General features: G+C 38.6%; 19 protein-coding genes. 4 read left to right on the top strand and 15 right to left on the bottom strand.

Annotation, left to right across the window (positions count from 1 at the left end):
- Positions 1-27: 27 nt before the first annotated feature.
- The 6 genes from opp4A to U9R83_RS03560 all read right to left on the bottom strand — a co-directional run bounded on the left by opp4A (position 28) and on the right by U9R83_RS03560 (position 7142).
- Positions 28-1767 (bottom strand): oligopeptide ABC transporter substrate-binding protein, encoded by a 1740-nt coding sequence (opp4A, locus tag U9R83_RS03585; RefSeq protein ID WP_013055409.1) that lies wholly within the window; start codon positions 1765-1767, stop codon positions 28-30.
- 43 nt (positions 1768-1810) lie between these two features.
- Complete coding sequence (locus U9R83_RS03580) at positions 1811-2794, bottom strand: ABC transporter ATP-binding protein (RefSeq protein WP_208732734.1); 984 nt, start codon at positions 2792-2794, stop codon at positions 1811-1813.
- Positions 2794-3816: an ABC transporter ATP-binding protein gene (locus U9R83_RS03575; RefSeq protein WP_208732735.1), complete on the bottom strand. Its 1023-nt coding sequence runs from the start codon at positions 3814-3816 to the stop codon at positions 2794-2796. The genes U9R83_RS03580 and U9R83_RS03575 overlap by 1 nt, the downstream gene beginning before the upstream one ends.
- Positions 3817-4042: 226 nt before the next feature.
- Positions 4043-4816 (bottom strand): DUF2268 domain-containing protein, encoded by a 774-nt coding sequence (locus U9R83_RS03570; protein WP_328575068.1) that lies wholly within the window; start codon positions 4814-4816, stop codon positions 4043-4045.
- A gap of 106 nt (positions 4817-4922) precedes the next feature.
- Entirely contained in the window at positions 4923-6164 is a 1242-nt protein-coding gene (fabF, locus tag U9R83_RS03565; protein ID WP_208732736.1) for a beta-ketoacyl-ACP synthase II, read from the bottom strand.
- 39 nt (positions 6165-6203) lie between these two features.
- Positions 6204-7142, bottom strand: coding sequence for a beta-ketoacyl-ACP synthase III (locus tag U9R83_RS03560; protein ID WP_028407464.1), 939 nt, complete (start codon positions 7140-7142; stop codon positions 6204-6206).
- A 256-nt stretch (positions 7143-7398) separates the two neighbouring features.
- Here U9R83_RS03560 and U9R83_RS03555 point away from each other — a divergent pair, with 256 nt between their 5' ends.
- Positions 7399-7599 carry a hypothetical protein gene (locus U9R83_RS03555; RefSeq protein ID WP_045291919.1) on the top strand — a complete coding sequence of 67 codons (201 nt, stop codon included), beginning with the start codon at positions 7399-7401 and terminating at the stop codon, positions 7597-7599.
- A gap of 28 nt (positions 7600-7627) precedes the next feature.
- Here the strand turns inward: U9R83_RS03555 and U9R83_RS03550 are convergent, their stop codons facing one another.
- The 3 genes from U9R83_RS03550 to U9R83_RS03540 all read right to left on the bottom strand — a co-directional run bounded on the left by U9R83_RS03550 (position 7628) and on the right by U9R83_RS03540 (position 9707).
- Positions 7628-7822 (bottom strand): ComZ family protein, encoded by a 195-nt coding sequence (locus U9R83_RS03550; protein ID WP_013081746.1) that lies wholly within the window; start codon positions 7820-7822, stop codon positions 7628-7630.
- A 77-nt stretch (positions 7823-7899) separates the two neighbouring features.
- On the bottom strand, positions 7900-8784 hold the full coding sequence (locus U9R83_RS03545; RefSeq protein ID WP_115653061.1) for an NAD-dependent epimerase/dehydratase family protein: 885 nt from the start codon (positions 8782-8784) through the stop codon (positions 7900-7902).
- 182 nt (positions 8785-8966) lie between these two features.
- Entirely contained in the window at positions 8967-9707 is a 741-nt protein-coding gene (locus U9R83_RS03540; RefSeq protein WP_013055401.1) for a hypothetical protein, read from the bottom strand.
- 209 nt (positions 9708-9916) lie between these two features.
- On the opposite strand from U9R83_RS03540, the gene U9R83_RS03535 reads away from it, so the two are divergent.
- Both U9R83_RS03535 and U9R83_RS03530 read left to right on the top strand, forming a co-directional pair.
- A complete protein-coding gene (locus tag U9R83_RS03535; protein WP_013055400.1) occupies positions 9917-10105 on the top strand; it encodes a YjzD family protein in 189 nt (62 codons plus the stop codon).
- 216 nt (positions 10106-10321) lie between these two features.
- On the top strand, positions 10322-11206 hold the full coding sequence (locus U9R83_RS03530) for an NAD(P)-dependent oxidoreductase (protein ID WP_014461597.1): 885 nt from the start codon (positions 10322-10324) through the stop codon (positions 11204-11206).
- Positions 11207-11248: 42 nt separating this feature from the next.
- On the opposite strand, the gene galT is transcribed toward U9R83_RS03530, so the two are convergent.
- Both galT and U9R83_RS03520 read right to left on the bottom strand, forming a co-directional pair.
- Positions 11249-12772 (bottom strand): UDP-glucose--hexose-1-phosphate uridylyltransferase, encoded by a 1524-nt coding sequence (gene galT / locus U9R83_RS03525; protein WP_328575067.1) that lies wholly within the window; start codon positions 12770-12772, stop codon positions 11249-11251.
- 30 nt (positions 12773-12802) lie between these two features.
- Positions 12803-13981: a galactokinase gene (locus U9R83_RS03520; protein WP_014461599.1), complete on the bottom strand. Its 1179-nt coding sequence runs from the start codon at positions 13979-13981 to the stop codon at positions 12803-12805.
- A gap of 338 nt (positions 13982-14319) precedes the next feature.
- Here U9R83_RS03520 and U9R83_RS03515 point away from each other — a divergent pair, with 338 nt between their 5' ends.
- Complete coding sequence (locus tag U9R83_RS03515; protein WP_013081740.1) at positions 14320-15213, top strand: helix-turn-helix domain-containing protein; 894 nt, start codon at positions 14320-14322, stop codon at positions 15211-15213.
- A 28-nt stretch (positions 15214-15241) separates the two neighbouring features.
- On the opposite strand, the gene U9R83_RS03510 is transcribed toward U9R83_RS03515, so the two are convergent.
- The 4 genes from U9R83_RS03510 to U9R83_RS03495 form a co-directional block, all read right to left on the bottom strand.
- Positions 15242-15493 carry a hypothetical protein gene (locus U9R83_RS03510; RefSeq protein WP_014461601.1) on the bottom strand — a complete coding sequence of 84 codons (252 nt, stop codon included), beginning with the start codon at positions 15491-15493 and terminating at the stop codon, positions 15242-15244.
- Positions 15494-15692: 199 nt separating this feature from the next.
- Complete coding sequence (gene clpB, locus U9R83_RS03505) at positions 15693-18296, bottom strand: ATP-dependent chaperone ClpB (protein WP_115653057.1); 2604 nt, start codon at positions 18294-18296, stop codon at positions 15693-15695.
- 114 nt (positions 18297-18410) lie between these two features.
- A complete protein-coding gene (locus U9R83_RS03500; protein ID WP_013055394.1) occupies positions 18411-18590 on the bottom strand; it encodes a YjzC family protein in 180 nt (59 codons plus the stop codon).
- Positions 18591-18719: 129 nt separating this feature from the next.
- Entirely contained in the window at positions 18720-19364 is a 645-nt protein-coding gene (locus U9R83_RS03495; protein WP_014461603.1) for an SDR family oxidoreductase, read from the bottom strand.
- Positions 19365-19394: the final 30 nt, after the last annotated feature.

Genomic DNA, 19394 nt, shown 5'->3' with positions numbered 1-19394 from the left:
GTTGACTCTCCTTTACATGTAAAATACTTATTCCGTTACAGACCATTTCTCAGGATCTACAACTACCGTTGATGGATCTAAAGTTACATTTTTCACACGCTTATTCACAGCATAAATATTGATATTTTCCCATAAAGGAAGTGCTGGCAGCTGCTCGTTAAAGAATTTTTGCCATTTTACATATACATCTTTACGGTATTTATCATCAAATGATTTTTCACTCAAACCGTCTTTAAGCATTTCATCAGATTCCTTATTTACCCAACGGCCATAGTTCCATTCAGCATCAGAGCTCCATAATCCTGTAGGATCTGGATCTGAACCAGTGTCCCAAGAACCAAAGAACGCTTCTAACGCCTTATCGTCGTTATCTTTCATTTCATTGTACAAGTTAAATTCAACAAGTGAACCCGTTGCTAATTTTGTTTTAATACCAATATCATTCCATGCTTGCATAATAGCCTTCGCACGACCCTCGAAGTTGGCTGGACCAGCATAGTGACCGAATGAGATCGTAAATGGTTTTCCGTTTGGATCTTCTACAAAACCGTCATTATTCTTGTCTTTATAACCAGCTTCAGCTAATAATTTTTTAGCTTTTTCAGGACTATACTTGTACTTTGTTAAATCTTTTTGGTCAGCAGCAATCCAGAATACAGACGGAATAACTGTGTTAGAAACAACCGCTTTGTCGTTCATAAATGCTTTTACCATTGCTTTTCTATCTATTGCATAAAGCAATGCTTGACGAAGTTTTAGATCTTTGAACTTTTCGTAATCATCTACGTTTTTACCAGCTTTTTGATCACGATGTCCAAATCGTAGACCAATATACGAATAACTAGTTGATTTTCCTTCCAAAAAGTCTAAGTTTTCTGCTTTTTCAACTTGCCCTAGATCAGCTGGGCGAACATCCATAATGTCGACATCACCTTTTTTCAATGCTCCAGCGGAAACAGATGGATCCAGTACTTTTACAACAACGCCATCAAGATGAGGCTTACCTTTCCAATAGTCATCATTGCGTTCCATCTGAACATATTCACTTGCTACCACTTTTTTCACTTTAAATGGCCCAACGCCGATTGGCTCTTTACGAACTTGTTTGGATTCTGCAAGATCTTTTACAGCAATTCCTTCGTAGTATTTTTTCGGCATTGGATATGGCCATAGGTTGTCTAAGTTATTTACACGAACTTCTTTAAACGTTACCTTAAATGTTTGGGGATCTACTACTTCAACTCCAGAAATAGAATCCGCTTTGCCATCGTGATATTCTTGAGCGCCTTTAATATGCTCAACGTTTACATAGCGTGGACCTGTATAGTCTTTATCGGCAATCGTTTCATACGTATATTTAAAATCATCTGCAGTTAATGGATCTCCGTTATGCCACTTAATGCCCTTCTTTAATTTAAACGTGTAAGTTAGTTTATCTCCACTCACGTCCCAAGTAGCTAAGTCAGATTTAATCTTTAATTTCTTATCATAAGTAAAGAGACCTTCATTGATAAATTCTAAGATTTGGCTATCATATGCACTACCATACAACGCATACTCAAAAAGGCCTTCTGGCGCTCCGTCAATTCCATACGTAATCGTTCCGCCATCTTTTGGCTTGTCTGTTTTTGCACCTTCAGTTTTTGTTTCTCCGCCTTCTTTATTACTAGAAGATGAAGAACTGCTTCCACCGCTGCATGCCGCTAGAAAAAGCGATAGCACAAGCAAAATGGAAACAAGTGATAAAAACGATTTCTTTTTCATCATGACGTTCCCCCTATTTAACTAATAATCTGTTCGTATGTAGCTTTTACGAGTTATATAAATGGCAAGCTACTTGATGGCCAGGTTTCACCTCCTTTAAGGCAGGTTTTGTTTGGCTGCACTCTGCCATTGCATGTATACAGCGAGGATGAAACGCACAGCCTTTTGGCGGATCAATTGGGCTTGGCACATCTCCCTGTAAAATAATACGCTGTTTTTTCTTTCGGGGATCGGGTTCAGGTATAGCCGATACCAGCGCTTGCGTATAAGGGTGCAGCGGCTCTGCATATAGACTTTTCTTGTCAGCAATTTCTACTAAACCGCCTAGATACATAACACCGATACGGTCACTCATATGTTTAACAACACTCAAATCATGGGCAATAAATAAAAAGGTTAGGTCGAATTCTTGTTGAAGTTCTTTAAGAAGGTTTAAAACTTGTGATTGGACAGAAACGTCAAGTGCTGACACCGGTTCATCAGCGATGATAAGTTTTGGACGAAGTGCAAGTGCACGTGCAATTCCAATACGCTGTCGCTGTCCACCAGAAAATTCGTGAGGATATTTATAGTATGCATCTTCTGGTAACCCTACTTTTGTAAGTAGATTCATAACTTCTGATTTTAATTGATTAGTTGATTTTCCTGTAAAATTCCGAATTGGTTCAGAAATAACATCTCCAACCATTTGCATTGGATTAAGGGAAGCATAGGGGTCTTGAAAAACCATTTGGAAATCTTGTCTGATTTTACGGAGAGAAGTCCCTTTTACTTCTGTGATATCTTTACCATCAAAAATAATTTTGCCACTAGTTGGTTCCAACAGCCTTAGAATCGTTCTTCCAGCTGTGGATTTTCCACATCCAGATTCTCCTACCAGACCGAGCGTTTCTCCTTTTCGAATCGCAAAGGAAATACCGTCAACTGCTTTTACATCACCAATTTTCTTTCGGAAAAATCCGCCGTGAATAGGATAGTAGGTTTTTAAATGTTGAACTTCTAGCAATACATCTTTCACCGCTTTAGTCATTAGCTTGACTTCACTCCTTTTGACGGATAGCTATTTTCATACAGCAGACATGCGACATCATGCCCCTGTGAATCGGGGTGAAGAACAGGTGTAACGGAACTGCAGTCTTCCATTGCATGAGGACATCGGTTAACGAAACGACAGCCTGTCCGCGGCATGTTTACAAGAGAAGGCACAATTCCTTTAATCGTATTTAATACTTCTACATCATCTTCCATGCGTGGAATTGAGTGAAGAAGCGCTTTCGTGTACGGATGTTTTGGGGCATAAAATAACGTATCAACATCTGTATGCTCAACAATTTTCCCACCATACATGACGATCACTTCATCACACATCTCAGCAACTACTCCCAAATCATGTGTAATCATAATAATAGACATGTCATTGCTTTCTTGAATTTCTTTTAACAACTCTAAAATTTGAGCTTGAACCGTAACGTCTAAGGCGGTTGTCGGCTCATCAGCAATTAAAAGCTTAGGCTGACAAGCTACCGCCATGGCAATCATGACACGCTGCCTCATTCCTCCAGACAGCTGATGCGGATATTCATCGATGAGCTTTTCGGATCTCGAAATACCAACGCTTTTTAAAAGCGCAATGCTTTTTTCACGCGCTTCCGCTTTCGATATATTCATGTGGTTAAACAGTACTTCCTGCAGCTGATATCCAATGGTTAACACAGGATTGAGAGAGGTCATCGGTTCTTGGAAAATCATTGAAATGTCTTTTCCACGAACGTCATTCATCTCATCTTCTGATAAGTGTGTAAGATTCTTTCCGTTAAATACAACGCTTCCGCTTCTAATTTGACTATTTACTTTAGGTAATAATCCAATAACGGATAAAGACAATACGCTTTTTCCACATCCAGATTCTCCTACAACTCCTACAATTCGCTTTCGTCCGACTTGAAACGACACGTCGTCCACAGCATTATGCCAGGAATCATTAATGGAAAAAGCAGTTTGTAAATTCTTCACTTCTAGTAAAGGTGTCGATTCGACGGGCTTTTTATCCATTTATAGTGCACACCTCTTTTTTCTAAAAATTGTTATATTTGAATAAGATATTATTACAATTTCATTACAAAATCAATATATTTTGAAAATTAATTATATTTTTTATTTTTAAAATAATGATTTTTGAATATCTCTTCAGCACTTTAACGCATAAACCTCCTAATTTTTTGTTGAAAACAGGATAAAATTTACTATTTTTTGTTTTAGGTATATAGAACTTGTTTTTTTACAGTTGGAACGCAGATTTTTTTAAGATAGTATTGGTACTAAGAGGAAGCAGCTGGGTAGTAGTTAAAGTGTGAGGCTTCATACTTGAAGTAACAAGATGATAACCAATATTGTAGCCCATCATTTCTGGATACCAATTTTGGCCGAATAACAGTTGATCATATTTTTTTTCGTCAGCGCGCAGATTGTAATAAGGTTTAACATGCTTTTCCCACATTTTTTTAGCTTCTTCAATGGTATAATAATTTGTCCAAGGAGCTAAATATTTTTTACCACAATATTCCTCTACAGCTCTTTCAGCTAACCCTTCCATCATCATAGCGTCTAACAAAGTAATCGTTTCATCAGATTTGTTAATGGCTTTTAGCCTGCAAACGTGATGGTACTCATGGGTAAGTACCGCTAACATTTCTTCATCAGATGTATGACTTGTCATAAACACAAATAATTTATCGGTAAAGGCGACACCTGCTCTTCCGTTAAATTCACGCTGCATTTTTCGATTTCTAGGATTGCTTGGAAGCACTAGCACCGCTACATCCGGCCCATTCCATGCTTTTTTAAGCTTTTCGTAATGTGCTTTAACTTTCTTCCACACCTGCCTTTTCTTCATTTCTTCTAATTCTTTTATAAACATTAAAGAAGGCGGACACATTCCATAGTTAAAAAGTAATTCCATATATTCTTTTTCTTTTAATTTCTTAAAATAGCGCTCAAGATAACAGCTTATTTCTTTCGGCTCCGTCCAACTAGAAGTTGAAACAATCGGCATGTTTTCCCCTCTCTTTCTTCATCCTTTTGTTTCATGATATGTTCACAGCTACTCTTTTGGTTATTAAAAATAAAAAAAATTCTAGGCATCCGCCTAGAATTTTTCATTATGCTTCGTATTTTTTAAAGATGATTGTTGCATTGTGACCGCCAAATCCAAGTGAGTTGCTTAGCACCGCTTTTACTTCTTGCTTACGCGCTTTGTTTGGAATGTAGTCTAAATCGCACTCTTCATCAGGTGTTTGATAGTTAATTGTTGGAGGAAGAATACCGTCTTGAATTGCTTTCACACTAAAAATAGCTTCTACTCCACCAGCAGCTCCTAGCAAGTGGCCAGTCATTGACTTTGTTGAACTAATTGCTACTTTTTGAGCGTGGTCACCAAATACTTCTTTAATAGCCATTGTTTCAAATTTATCATTGTATCCTGTACTTGTACCGTGAGCATTGATGTAATCAATATCACTTGGCTGTAGGCCTGCATCTTCAATCGCATGACGCATTGCACGAACGCCGCCTTCTCCTCCTGGAGCTGGTGCTGTGATATGATGAGCATCTCCAGTTGAACCATAGCCCACAATTTCAGCATAAATATGTGCGCCGCGTGCTAGTGCATGTTCAAGCTCTTCAAGTACAATAACACCCGCACCTTCTCCCATAACGAAGCCGTCGCGGTCTTTATCAAACGGACGAGATGCCGTTGCAGGATCTGGATTTGTAGAAAGTGCTTTATTCGCACAGAAACCAGCAATAGATAAACGCGTGATTGGTGCTTCCGTCCCGCCTGTAATCATCACATCTGCATCTCCGCGTTGAATGACTTTAAACGCATCACCAATAGAGTTTGTACCCGTTGCACATGCTGTTACCGTACAAGAGTTCACGCCTTTCGCTCCTAAAGCAATGGAAACTTGTCCTGTTGCCATATCAGGAATCATCATCGGGATGAAGAATGGACTTACACGGCGAGCACCTTTTTCTAATAACGTTGAATATTGATTTTCAAACGTTTCCATACCGCCGATTCCAGAACCAATCCAAACGCCGACGTTTGGAGCAATTTCTTCTGTAATAGTCAAATCAGCATCTTTAACAGCAGCCAGTGCAGCTACCATTGCATATTGAGTAAAGCGGTCCATCTTACGAGCCTCTTTGCGATCAATAAAATCTTCCACGTTAAAATCTTTTACTTCAGCCGCTACTTTAGCCGGGAATTCATCTGCATCTAGTCTTGTTAAAGGACCAACCCCAGATACGCCTGCTACTGCGTTTTTCCAAGCTGTTTCTACGTCGTTTCCAATTGGTGTAAGTCCACCAAGTCCTGTTACAACTACACGTTTTTTATTCATCGTACATTCATCTCCTTCAGTTGCTTTAAAAATGTAGTGTTATTTTCCCCATCTAATAGCAATAGCTCCCCATGTTAAGCCGCCTCCGAAGCCAACCATTACAATTAAATCATCATCTTGAATTTTCCCTGCTTCAAGCTCATGAACAATTGAAATTGGAATCGATGCTGCTGATGTATTGCCGTAGTATTGGATTGTTTTAGACATTTTTTCTTCAGGCAAGTCTAATCGCTGTCTTGCAGCTTCCATAATACGAATATTCGCTTGATGAGGTACAAGAAAATCAACATCTTCTTTTGTTAAACCTGCTTTTTCAATTACATTAACAGCAGATTCCCCCATTTGTCGAACAGCAAACTTAAATACTTCACGTCCGTTCATGACAATATGATCAAGCTCGTTTTGATACAAGTGCTTGCCTCCCGTACCGTCGGATCCTAATTCAAAGGATAAAATGCCTCGTCCTTCTGATACTGGTCCCATTACAACCGCACCTGCACCGTCTCCGAATAAAACAGCCGTGTTACGGTCGTCCCAATCTGTAATCTTAGAAAGCTTTTCTACACCCACCACTAATATATGCTTGTAAGCATTAGTTTCAATAAATTGCTTAGCTGTAATCATGCCGTACATAAATCCTGCACATGCTGCACTCACATCGTAAGAAGCTGCTTTTTTTGCTCCCAATTTTTCTTGTAGCATACATGATACTGTAGGAAACGGTTGATCTGGCGTTACCGTAGCAACAATGATCATGTCAATATCTTCTGCTTTGACGTTAGCTTTATGTAAAGCTTCAACTGCTGCTTTATAAGCTAAATCAGATGTGTCCTCGTTATCGGCTGCGATTCGGCGCTCTTGAATACCTGTGCGCGTACGAATCCACTCATCTGATGTATCCATTACTTTTTCAAGATCTAAATTTGTTACAACTTTCTCTGGTACATAACGTCCAATTCCTAGAACACCAGCGTTCATATCAACCTCTCCTTTAAATAAAAGGCTTATATTCCTATAAAACCTATATCCGTCATTTCATTTATCGATTATATAATCAATTATTATGAGTTGGTACTAATTTTACTTCATTTTTTATTTTTTGTCTATATAGGTGTTCGTCCTACTCAGGTATCTATCATGCTACATATAGTAATCATACGGGTCCCTCTTACTCTAGTATGGGACATTAGGTAAGAACTTACCCACCATTAAAATAGTGAAAGGAATGAGTATCATGGCAAGAAGACAAAGAAATGAAGCTTTTTCTGATTTTATGTTTGGCGCTGGGCGCAGAAAATCAAGAGAAGAAAGAGAGCGAGAGGAGTGGGAAAGATTATTTAAACAAATCGATGAAATTGTACTCGCCGTCGAAGAACTAGCTCCTCTTCTTAAACAGTTTGCCCCTTTAGTCGATTTATTTTCCAAACAAAAATAACAGCTCGGATTCTACCGAGCTGTTTTCTTTAGTTGTTTTCATTTTCAGCTAATGCATCTTGCTTGCCAAGCTCATAAGCGTCGTTCATTACTTTTGTTAGTAATGTCAATACCGGCTGTACGTGTTCCATTGATAACTCAACGCCTGTTTCATCTAAGATCTGCTTTGCTTCTGGCAGGTACTTCATTGCAATTTGCATGAATTGCATATTTTGCTCTTCCATAGTGAAATCTCCTTTATTAAAAACATTTATTCCTCCTTATATTAGCGAATCTATTCTATAAGTACAACTTTCTCCTTTTAATGAAGAGGTAAAAAGAATGTTCTCATATGTTTTTTTTGCAGATAAATGCCTTCTTTAGCCGTTACTTTGGAAGAAAAATGCAGCAGTTCTTTCGCTTTCCTGCTGATTTCATATTTTTCTTGAGCCGCTTCTTCCTTCACCTCCATATGAGTAATGTTTGCTCCTGCGCTCCAAGGCTGTAACTTTTCTTCAACTAAATGAACCACTTCATATGAATATGCAGAAGTTTTACAGCGTCTAAGTGCACTGACGGCGTCTTCAATATAAATAATAAAATCCGTGCCTTCCATAATGGTAAAAGCTTCTTCGTACCCGGCAATATTTTTGGAATAGCACATTGACAAAGGCTGCCAAGGTCCGTAAAGAGTCGGCGTTCTGACAATCATAATGGGCCATCCATCATCTTTATATTTTTCTATCATTCGCTCAAAATGAACGTATAGCCTTCCTTCACTACTGTCCGGTTCTGGAATCGTTGTTTCTTCAATCTTTCGCTGCTGGTCTCCAAATACGCGCATGGTAGAAACAAACACAAATCGAATGTTGAATTGACGGCATTTATTAAGTGCTTGAATGAGTACTTGCTGCGCTTTTTGCATTTCTTGTCTTAAAAAATCTGGATGATAAAAATCTCCTCCATCGAAATACGTGAAGTAGACAATATCCGTTTCTGAGGTAATCATATCTAATGAATCGCCTACTTCAGTCGATATATAATTAGCGTTTCGCCCTAAGAAAAATTTCATCTCTTCCTGCAAGTCATCTTCTTCTTTATGAGCAGAATGTGTATACCCTTTTACTTCTGTACCTTCGTCTAAAAAAGCCATACATAAATGAAAACCAATAAAGCGGTTTGCCCCTATTACTACTACATTTCCCATATCGCTTCCTCCAATTCTTCATTCATCATTTATTCAACAAAAAGCTTAAAGCCCTATAGTTATAGAGAGTAATCATTCCTTATTTCAAAGAAGTTCATCCGTAAAAGCATCATGAACTCTCTTTTTCCTTTTATCTCTTATACAAAAAGCCCCTATGATATGTATAATCATAGAAGCTTTGCTTATAACACTTTTTCATGCTGTTTATAAAATTGGAGAAGGGACCGTTCAAATAAATAGTTTTTTTCCGGCAAATAAAGTGAAAGCATAATCGGAGAGTGAAGTTCTTCACGATGTAGTTCATATTTTTTACTGTGTGCAATTGGATAATGAGTAGAGGCATTAGGCGCGGTCCATATCTTCACGGGCAGCGTTGATTTTAATTCTGTAACGGAAGGGTACTCCTTAATTAGCTTTGATACTTGCTTCCGCTCCACTTTATAAGCTTGAGTCAAGTCCTTCGTGAATTGTTTATAAAAGAATTTATTGTTTTTTTCATGTTCTGCATGCGTATGAAGATCAATACATGGATTTAGTAAACCAGCTGATCGAATGAACGTATTCCCGTCATTTTCCATTAGCTGCAGCGCTAACAGAGCCCCCATTCCTTCAGCTAAAATATGAATTCGTTTATTTAAAATTTCTTGTTTCATTACTAAATGATAAAGTTGTTTTGCAAGGTGATATGCTTCAGGAGACCCCCAATGCCGGCCATATAAATTGGAATAAAATACTGTGTATCCTTCATCTTGTAAACATTGCAACAGCTGTGACCTTCCGCCGTGCTGAATCCATAAGCTAGTTGAACTTTCAACAAAATGATCTTTATCACCCAATACTAACACACCGAAACCATTCGGTCGTTCAGGGACATGTACGACATTCCATTGCGTATCTAAGCTAAAAAAGCGTCGATGTATCATAGCTCTTCCTCCGTAACTTACTAGTTGTTCCATACAGTGTATGATAGAACCATCAAAAAGCGCACTAGAATAATGCCTATTTCTGACTTATTGCTCTTTTGTTTCTAGATGGGAACACGCCCCTTATTTATTCATAAAAAATTCAATTTCTTATTTGACTGCTATATGCTAAAATGAAATCAAACTGTACTGTAAACGAGGTGAATAGAATGCGTGTCGTAATGGCTTTTGTTTGGGGCTTTTTACTAATGAATATGGCAGTGTACGTAATCTCTGCAATGACGGGCGGTACTTACAGTTTCGCAACCGCTTCCATCCTTGGAGTAGTTTTCACCCTAGTTGTAATTTTGATTGGAGAACTGGGTGTACCGAATAAACCAGCAAATAATCACCACTAAAAAGTGTTGGCTGTAAAGCCAGCGCTTTTTTTATCTTTTGGCATAGGCTTTTGGCATAGGCTCTTCTCAGTACTGCCTTTCCTTACCTCGTATTCAAGACACAGAACTGAGAGTACTTTTCTAGATTTATATATAGTCGGAATCATTGATTATCCCAACCTTTAACTATATAATTTTAGAATAATCAAACTATTAACTTTAGGAGTGAATACTGCTGTGACTAAAGAAAAAATTGGTTTTATCGGAACAGGCGTTATGGGTCAAAGCATGGCCGGGCATTTAATTGACGCAGGATACGAAGTCGTTGTTTATACACGAACAAAAACTCGTGCTCAAGCACTACTTGAAAAAGGGGCCAAATGGAAAGAAACCGTTCAAGAAGTGGCCGAACAATCTGATGTTATTATCACCATGGTAGGCTATCCCCACGATGTAAAAGAGATTTATTTAGGAAAAGACGGCATTATACATAATGCAAAGAAAGGCTGCTATACAATTGATATGACGACATCGAGCCCTATACTTGCTCGTGAGATTTATCAAGCAGCAAAAGAGAAGCACATTCATGCGCTTGACGCTCCTGTTTCAGGAGGAGATATTGGGGCTCAGAAAGCAACCTTAGCGATTATGGTAGGAGGCGATTCTGAAGCATTCTCTGCCGTTACGCCTATACTTAAAAAAATGGGAACAAACATCGTTCTTCAAGGAAGCGCTGGTGCTGGTCAACATACAAAAATGTGCAACCAAATTGCTATCGCCTCTAATATGATGGGTGTCTGCGAAGCGATACTTTATGCTGAAAAAGCCGGATTAGATCCGAATACCGTTCTAAAAAGTATTGAAACAGGCGCAGCGGGAAGCTGGTCGTTAAGCAATTTAGCTCCTCGCATGATTAAAGGAGACTTCGAACCAGGTTTTTATATTAAACACTTCATTAAAGATATGAAGATCGCCATTGAATCAGCTGAAGAAATGGAGCTGTATACACCAGGATTAAAATTAGCCAAATCTCTTTATGAACAGCTCGAAAAACAAGGCGATGACAATAAAGGAACACAGGCTCTATATACCCTGTTAAAACAGCATGCATTAACTGTATAAAAACAGGCAGCTCGTTATGAGCTGCCTGTTTTTATTAATGATTTACTCTTCATTTAATGAATTCATAAAACGACTGAACGCAAGCTGCCCTTCAGCAGTTTGTTTAAACACACCTGCATGTTCTAAAATAGTCGCAAAGACCAAACCGAGCTCTTGTTGAAGAATGCTTTGGACATTTTCCGCTTCAATATGCGGATACTTTTTCTTGATTTTTTCGGCCCACTTCACGTGTTTTTTCACTTGATCATGTCTGCTGGCTACTTCGCTCAGGTTATTCTGAACTAACCCTTTGGCCACTAGACTCATTTCATCTTTCAAACGACCGGGTAAAACCGCAAGTCCCATTACCTCGATTAAACCTATGTTTTCTTTTTTTATATGATGAACTTCTGCATGCGGATGGTAAATACCATCTGGGTGCTTGCTGTTTGTTCGATTGTTTCGCAGTACTAAATCTAATTCGTACAAATCTCCTCTTTTCCTAGCAATAGGCGTGACCGTGTTGTGAGGAGTTTGATCTGTAAAAGCTAAAATACCGGCGCTTTGATCACTATATGATTTCCATTTCTTCAAAATAAAATCCGCTGCTTCCACTAATGATGCATGGTGCGAACTTTGAAGACGAACGACCGACATTGGCCAATGAACAATTCCAGCTTTCACGTCTGGATGCGCTTCAAGAGAGAACAATTTATTTATTCTTGCTTTAGCCATAGGAAACTCATGATAGCCTCCTTGAAAGTGATCATGCGTTAAAATAGATCCTCCCACGATGGGTAAATCTGCATTTGACCCTAAAAAATAATGTGGGAATTGTTCAACGAAGGCAAGCAGCCGCTTAAACGTTTGCTTTGAAATATGCATAGGTGTATGCTCACTCGCAAAAACAATAGCATGCTCATTATAATAAACATAAGGTGAAAACTGCATGTACCACAGCTCTTCCTGCAATTCCACAGGAATAATCCGGTGATTTTGGCGAGCTGGGTGATTGATTCGACCTGCATAACCAGCATTTTCTTTACAGAGAAGGCATAGCGGATAGTTGCTTTCCTTCAGTGATTTGCTTGCTGCAATTGCTTTTGGATCTTTTTCCGGCTTTGATAAGTTGATGGTAATTTCAAGTTCTCCAAAGTCAGTGTTTGTTACCCATCTTTCGTTTTTAGCAATTCGATCTCTGCGAATATAGTGAATGTCTTTTGACAGCTTGTAATAATAGCTTGTGGCTTTTTGGGGGCTTTGCTGATAGTAATCATAAAATGTCCGATTAACCTCTGAAGGCATGCTTGTAAAGCATCCCATTATTTTGGTATCGAATAAATCTCTATACGTGATAGAATTCTCGGCGATTCGATTATTTTTGGCAGCCCAATCAAGCATGTTGTCTAAAATAGCAACTGGGTGTTCCAGATTCTCTTCTTTGACTTCTACCATGATACATTCATCGAGCTCTAACACTTCCAGCAGTTTATTTCTCACCACATCTATATCCCATTTTGTTAATAGATTCTTTTGTAAACCATATTGAATAAGTCGGGTGATTTCTTCATGAATGTTGACTGACATACACTCGTTCCTTTCTCTATCTGTTTTCTCTTATACTGCTTCTAATGTGAGTTCACGCGCTCCTTCTCCAACCGTAACCACATAAAACTCAGCTTCTAAACTCGTTTTCTCATAATAGGTATTCCTTACTTGTTCAATAAACCTATCAACCTGTGCTTTTTGTACAATGCTGATTGTACAGCCGCCAAAGCCTGCACCCGTCATGCGTGATCCAATCACACCATCTTGCAGCCAAGCTGCTTCTACAAGAGCATCTAGTTCTTTTCCACTTACTTCATAATCATCTCGCAGCGAACAGTGCGACTCATTCATCAATTGGCCAAACCCTTTTAAATCACCGTTTTGCAATTTAGCAACCGCTTCTTTTGTGCGTTCATTTTCATATACCGCATGTTTAGCGCGCTTACAATCTACTTCGTTTTGTATTAAAGATTTGTGCTTTTCAAATTGCTCTTTCGTTAAATCACCAAGCGAATCAATGGAAAGTGAAGTTTGCAAATCTGACAGCGCTCTTTCACACTCCATGCGGCGTTCATTGTATTTAGAATCTGCCAGCCCTCTTCGTTTGTTTGTATTAGAAATAACGAGCACAGCATCTGTTAATTGCAGGGGGCTATACTGGTATTCAAGAGTTTGACAGTTTAACAATACGGCTTGATTTTCCTTTCCCATTCCAATGGCAAACTGATCCATAATCCCGCAGCTTACGCCGATAAATTCATTTTCAGCTTGCTGCGCCATTTTCACAAGATCCATCATATCAATATTCAATTCAAGAATTTTATTTAAAAGTACGCATGTGACTAACTCAATTGATGCCGACGATGAAAGCCCTGCTCCGTTAGGAATGTTGCCGAAGAACAAGATATCAAAACCAAAAGGAAGATCATATCCGTGCTTTTTAAAGGTGTCCATTACTCCTTTTGGATAATTAGCCCAATCATCCTCGGTTTTGTACGTTAATTGCTCTAAAGAGGATTCAATAACGCCTGCTTCAGAGAAGTTTTTAGAGTACATACGTATTTTTAGATCATGACGTTTTTGTACTACCGCATACGTTCCTATACTCAATGAACAAGGAAAAACATGCCCTCCATTATAATCAGTATGTTCTCCAATTAAATTGACACGTCCTGGCGCAAAAAAGCAGCGAATAGCTTCTGACGAATGAAATATTTGTTTGAACTCTTCGATTAATTTTCCCAGCATTTATTATCACCTATTTTAAGTAGTTTTTTGGAAACGGATTCATATGTACATTGTAAAGTCCAATTTTCCTTGCCTCAATGGTAAAATTACTATCGATAATCGGTACTTTTTTGCTTATCACTTTAAAAATGATTCTTTTGAATTGACGATGAACTACTCTTACCCAAAAAAGGTGTTATCTTTATGTGAGCCTTGACTTGCAAATTATAAGAAAATAATAGATTTAGAGACATTCCCTAAAAATAATCACGATATTTTCAAAAAATTATAGAAAAATGAAAGCGATTACGTTAAAGTAAGAATTAAGTACGACTTTATTTCAAAAAGAAGGTGAAAATTTGCTCTCACATTTCCAAGCTCAAGAATATTCAACGTACGCATACAGGTTTTTAGAATCCCGCACAAATGAAGTTGCGCAGCTATGGTCGGTTGGGTGGGATGAAGTTTTCTCTCCCCTTTATAACTGGAGCGGAAATCAGCGAAAAGACGTAGGGAAATATATTTTTCAATACACGGTTTCTGGGTACGGGATGATTGAAATAGATGGACAAGAATATAAAGTGGATGCTGGGAAAGCATTCATCGTCAATATACCTGGAAATTACCGCTATTACTTACCAAAGGAAAGTGAAAACTGGGAGTTTATTTTTCTTACATTATACGGAGATGAAGTACAAAAATGCTGGGATTATATTCAGTCAACCCACTCCCCTGTAATTAGGTTTCATCCTGAATCAGCACCTGTTCAGCTGCTTGCTCAAATATATAAGCGGGCAAGTGAAAAACATATAGCAGATCCATTTCATGCCTCAAGCTTATCTTACCGCTTTGTAATGGAGCTGTACCAATATATTAAAAGCATGGACAGTTTTACAGAAGATTGGCCTGAAAGTATCATTAGCTCTATTTTATTTGCCCGTAACCATTATCATGAAGAAATCGGTCCGGATGAAATGGCAGATGCAGCTCATTTATCTCGCTATCATTTTAGCCGGTTATTCAAACAAACAACTGGGATTACGCCTATTCAATATTTAACGAAGCTTCGCATTCAAAAAGCGGCCGAGCTATTGCATCAAACCAAGTATTCAATCGAGGAAATTGCTGAAAACGTCGGCTATGCAAATGCCAATTATTTAACAAAAGTATTTCGCAAAACAACCAATATGACACCGGGGCAGTATCGAAAAAGTGATGCATCCATTGATGAGCACTTTGCATTGCCAAAATAAAAACGACTTCCATAAAAGGAAGTCGTTTTTATTTTTTATCGGGAATTTCTACTACCACAGAACCTTTTTCGTAAATAAAAGTCAATTTTTTACCCGGGATAATCATATTTTCTAAAATATCTCGTGCAGCTTGAAGTGCAAACTCTGTCCGTTCTGCCTTTTCCTGCACTTCTTCATTTTCAGCTTGAAGATCATTTTTATCCAGCGCTCTTATTTTAGTTAATGCCTGATCTATAAAATCATATGCTTCGTCATATATAAGCTCTATACGGTCCTTCATGTGCTCATTCATGCTCCTTTGCCCATTTTGTATTATCATAAATGAATTAGATATATTCTACAACCTAAAACTGAATAAGTTTTTACGCTTAGCTCTCACGTATTTTCTTTCATTTCTTTTTATTTATTTTAAAAGGAGAACTGCTTTTAATAGCAAAAAAAGACCATTCAATTTATCATGAATGGCCTTTTTAGAAAACTTATACGCTGACAACAAACTCATCATCTTTTACATCCACTGTCACTTGACTATAATCTTCAATTTGCCCTGCAATTAACTCTCTGGCAATTTTTGTTTCAATATATTTTTGAATAAACCTTTTTAAAGGGCGAGCTCCGTATACCGGATCAAACCCCGAGGCTGCAATATAATTTTTTGCTTCTTCTGTTAACGTTAACGAAATATGACGATCGGATAAGCGCTTTTCAAGCTGAAGCAATAGCTTATCGATAATCCCTTTTACTTCATGAACAGTTAGCGGTTTGAATAAAATCGTGTCGTCTACTCGATTTAAGAATTCTGGACGAAAATGCTGTCTTAATTGAGCCATTACTTGCTCTCTCGCTTTTTCAGTAATCTCGCCTTCACTTGTTAAACCGTCTAATAAAAATTGAGAACCGATATTCGACGTCATAATAATGACTGTATTTTTAAAATCAATGACTTTTCCTTTTGAATCTGTTGCTCTTCCATCATCTAGTATTTGAAGGAGCACATTAAATACTTCGGGATGAGCTTTTTCAATTTCATCCAACAAAACGACTGAATAAGGCTTGCGTCTCACCGCTTCCGTTAGCTGGCCGCCTTCTTCGTATCCTACATAGCCAGGAGGCGCTCCTATAAGCCTAGAGACCGCATGCTTTTCCATATACTCAGACATATCAATACGAACCATTTGTTCTTCACTGTCAAATAAAGAATGGGCCAACGTTTTGGCTAGCTCCGTTTTTCCTACTCCGGTAGGTCCTAGGAAAATAAATGATCCAATCGGACGGTTCGGGTCTTTAATACCTGCCCGTGCGCGAATTACGGCATCCGTCACTAAGGATACGGCTTCGTCTTGTCCAATCACACGCTGCTGTAAAATTGACTCAAGCTTCAACAGCTTTTCTCTTTCCCCTTCAACTAGTTTTGATACCGGAATTCCCGTCCATCTTCCTACAATTTCAGCAATTTCTTCTTCTGTTACTTCTTCTCTTAACAAACGATTTTCCTGTGCTTTTTGAGCAGCTGTTTCTTCCAGCTGTTTTAGTTCTTTTTCAAGAGCTGGAATGCGTCCGTGGCGAAGTTCAGCTGCTTTATTTAAATCATATTTCCCTTCAGCTTCTTCTAGGTCTCGCTTCGCTTTCTCAAGCTGCTCCCGGACATCTTGCACCGTTTGAATCGACTGCTTTTCTTTTTCCCACTGCAGCTTCATTGTATCTGCACGTTCTTTTAAATCAGAGACTTCTTTTCGAATTGCCTCTAACCTTGTGATGCTTGCTTGATCTGTTTCTTTACTTAATGCCGCTTCTTCAATTTCAAGCTGCATGACACGTCGTGTTACTTCATCTAATTCTGATGGCATCGAATCAATTTCTGTTCGAATGGTTGCGCATGCTTCATCAATTAAATCAATTGCTTTATCAGGTAAAAAGCGATCTGAGATATAACGATCAGACATAACCGCTGCTGAAACAATCGCTCGGTCATGAATGTTTACACCGTGATGAATTTCAAATCGTTCTTTTAAACCGCGTAAAATAGAGATTGTATCTTCTACGGAAGGCTCATCGACAAGCACCTGTTGAAAGCGTCTTTCAAGCGCTGGATCTTTTTCAATATACTGACGGTACTCATCAAGAGTTGTAGCTCCTATACAGTGAAGTTCTCCTCTAGCAAGCATTGGTTTTAAAATATTCCCTGCATCCATCGCTCCATCCGTACGACCTGCTCCAACGATTGTATGAAGCTCGTCAATGAATAAAAGAATTTGGCCGTTGCTTTTCTTAACTTCTTGAAGAACAGCTTTTAAACGCTCTTCAAATTCTCCCCTGAATTTCGCTCCTGCTACTAAAGCTCCCATATCTAATGAAAAGATGGTTTTATCTTTTAATCCTTCAGGCACATCTCGGCGAACAATACGCTGTGCTAGACCTTCAACAATTGCTGTTTTACCCACGCCAGGTTCTCCGATCAAAACTGGATTGTTTTTTGTTTTTCGCGATAAAATGCGGATAACGCGGCGAATTTCTCCGTCTCGTCCAATGACTGGATCAATGTTCCCTGCTCGTACTTCTGCCACTAAGTCTCTTCCATATTTCGCTAAGGCTTCATATGTGACTTCCGGGTTTTGACTTGTAATTCGCTGATTTCCTCGAAGGCTGGTAAGAACATCTTGCAGAGCTTTTTTTGTTATACCGTGACTTGAAAATAACTTGCCATATTCATTAGAAGATGGTTCCTGTGCTAACGCTAAAAAGATGTGTTCAACTGAAACATAATCATCTTGCAGACGAGATGCTTCTTCTTGAGCTTTCACAAACAGCTGCTGAAGTTTATTTGTAATATAAACCTTCCCTGCTTCAGCACCACTTCCTGTAACGGCTGGTTTTTTCGCAAGCAATTGATTTACCTGCTGCTGAAAAGATTGATGATCTATATGTAAATGATCTAATATGCGAGGAGCAATACCATCTTGTTGATGAATGAGCGTATAAAGCAAATGAGCAATATCCACTTCCTGCTGATTTCGTTTAATAGCTTCGGACTGCGCTTCCATCACGCCTTCTTGCAATTTTTGGGTCATTTTATTTATATCCATTGAACATCCTCCTTCGATACATTTGACCTTTATTGACCTTTATTTCATTATACCCAGCAATAGGAAAACAAGTAAAGCCATTCAATTTAGAATGGCTTCTTTATTTTTTACTATTTAAGGCTTACGCATGTACGTCCAGTGGCGATCATCGTTGGCCGTCTCTGGAAAACGCTCTCCTGCTTTTAATTTAACCTTTTGAGGATTATTTACGTTGCTTCCTGTTTCACCAATTTCAATATACACTCCGTTATTAGGAGCTTTTTGACCCGGTGTGAAATGACGATTTTGTCCCATTGTCCTGCCTCCTCATTCCTGAAATGAAATGTTCTCCTATACTATTCCCTTAAGATTTCTGTTTCATAATGGAGATGTTTTCATATTAGGAAGAGAAAAAGAGCAGACCTTTAGATCCGCCCTTTTGTATCAATGAGTAAATTTGATAGCTTGTTCGATTTCAGTTTCTCCAGCTAGCATTTCAAACGTTTTTCCTATTGTAGCTTCTTCGTTTAGACATTCTACAAGCACAGTTGCTACATCTGCTCGGGGAATCGTCTGAGATTTATCTTCAATATCATTATTGATATCAATTTTCCCAGTAGCTTGATCATTCGACAAAGTTCCTGGTCTTACAATTGTATACTGTAGATTAGACTGCTTTAGGTATTCATCCGCTATCGCTTTCGCACGCAAGTAAAGCTGTAAGCCTTCTGGTCCTTGTTCAGGTGCGTCTGTTCCCATTGAACTTAACATAACAAAGCGCTTTACACCTTGATTTTTTGCTTCATCAATGATATTTTTAGCACCGTTTTGATCTACAGCGATTGTTTTTTCGTCTCCGGTATGCCCTCCAGAACCTGCTGCAAATATGACAGCGTCCATACCTCTTAAAGCATCTGAAACATCTTGCTCCAAGTCAGCAAGCACAACGTTGGCACCTAGCTTCTTTAACGCGTCTGCTTGCTTTTCGTCGCGAATCATCGCATAAGCTTCGTGCTGATTGCTGTTTGCAACTTTTTCTACCACTTGTTTTCCCGTTGTTCCGTTTGCTCCAACAACTAATACTTTCATCATAAATCACCTTTCGTTCTGTTTAGTATA

This window comes from Priestia sp. LL-8 (assembly GCF_036227845.1).
Classification (GTDB): domain Bacteria; phylum Bacillota; class Bacilli; order Bacillales; family Bacillaceae_H; genus Priestia; species Priestia zanthoxyli.
The sequence above is the reverse complement of the archived record's forward strand: the minus strand, read 5'-3'. Positions and strand labels throughout refer to the sequence as shown.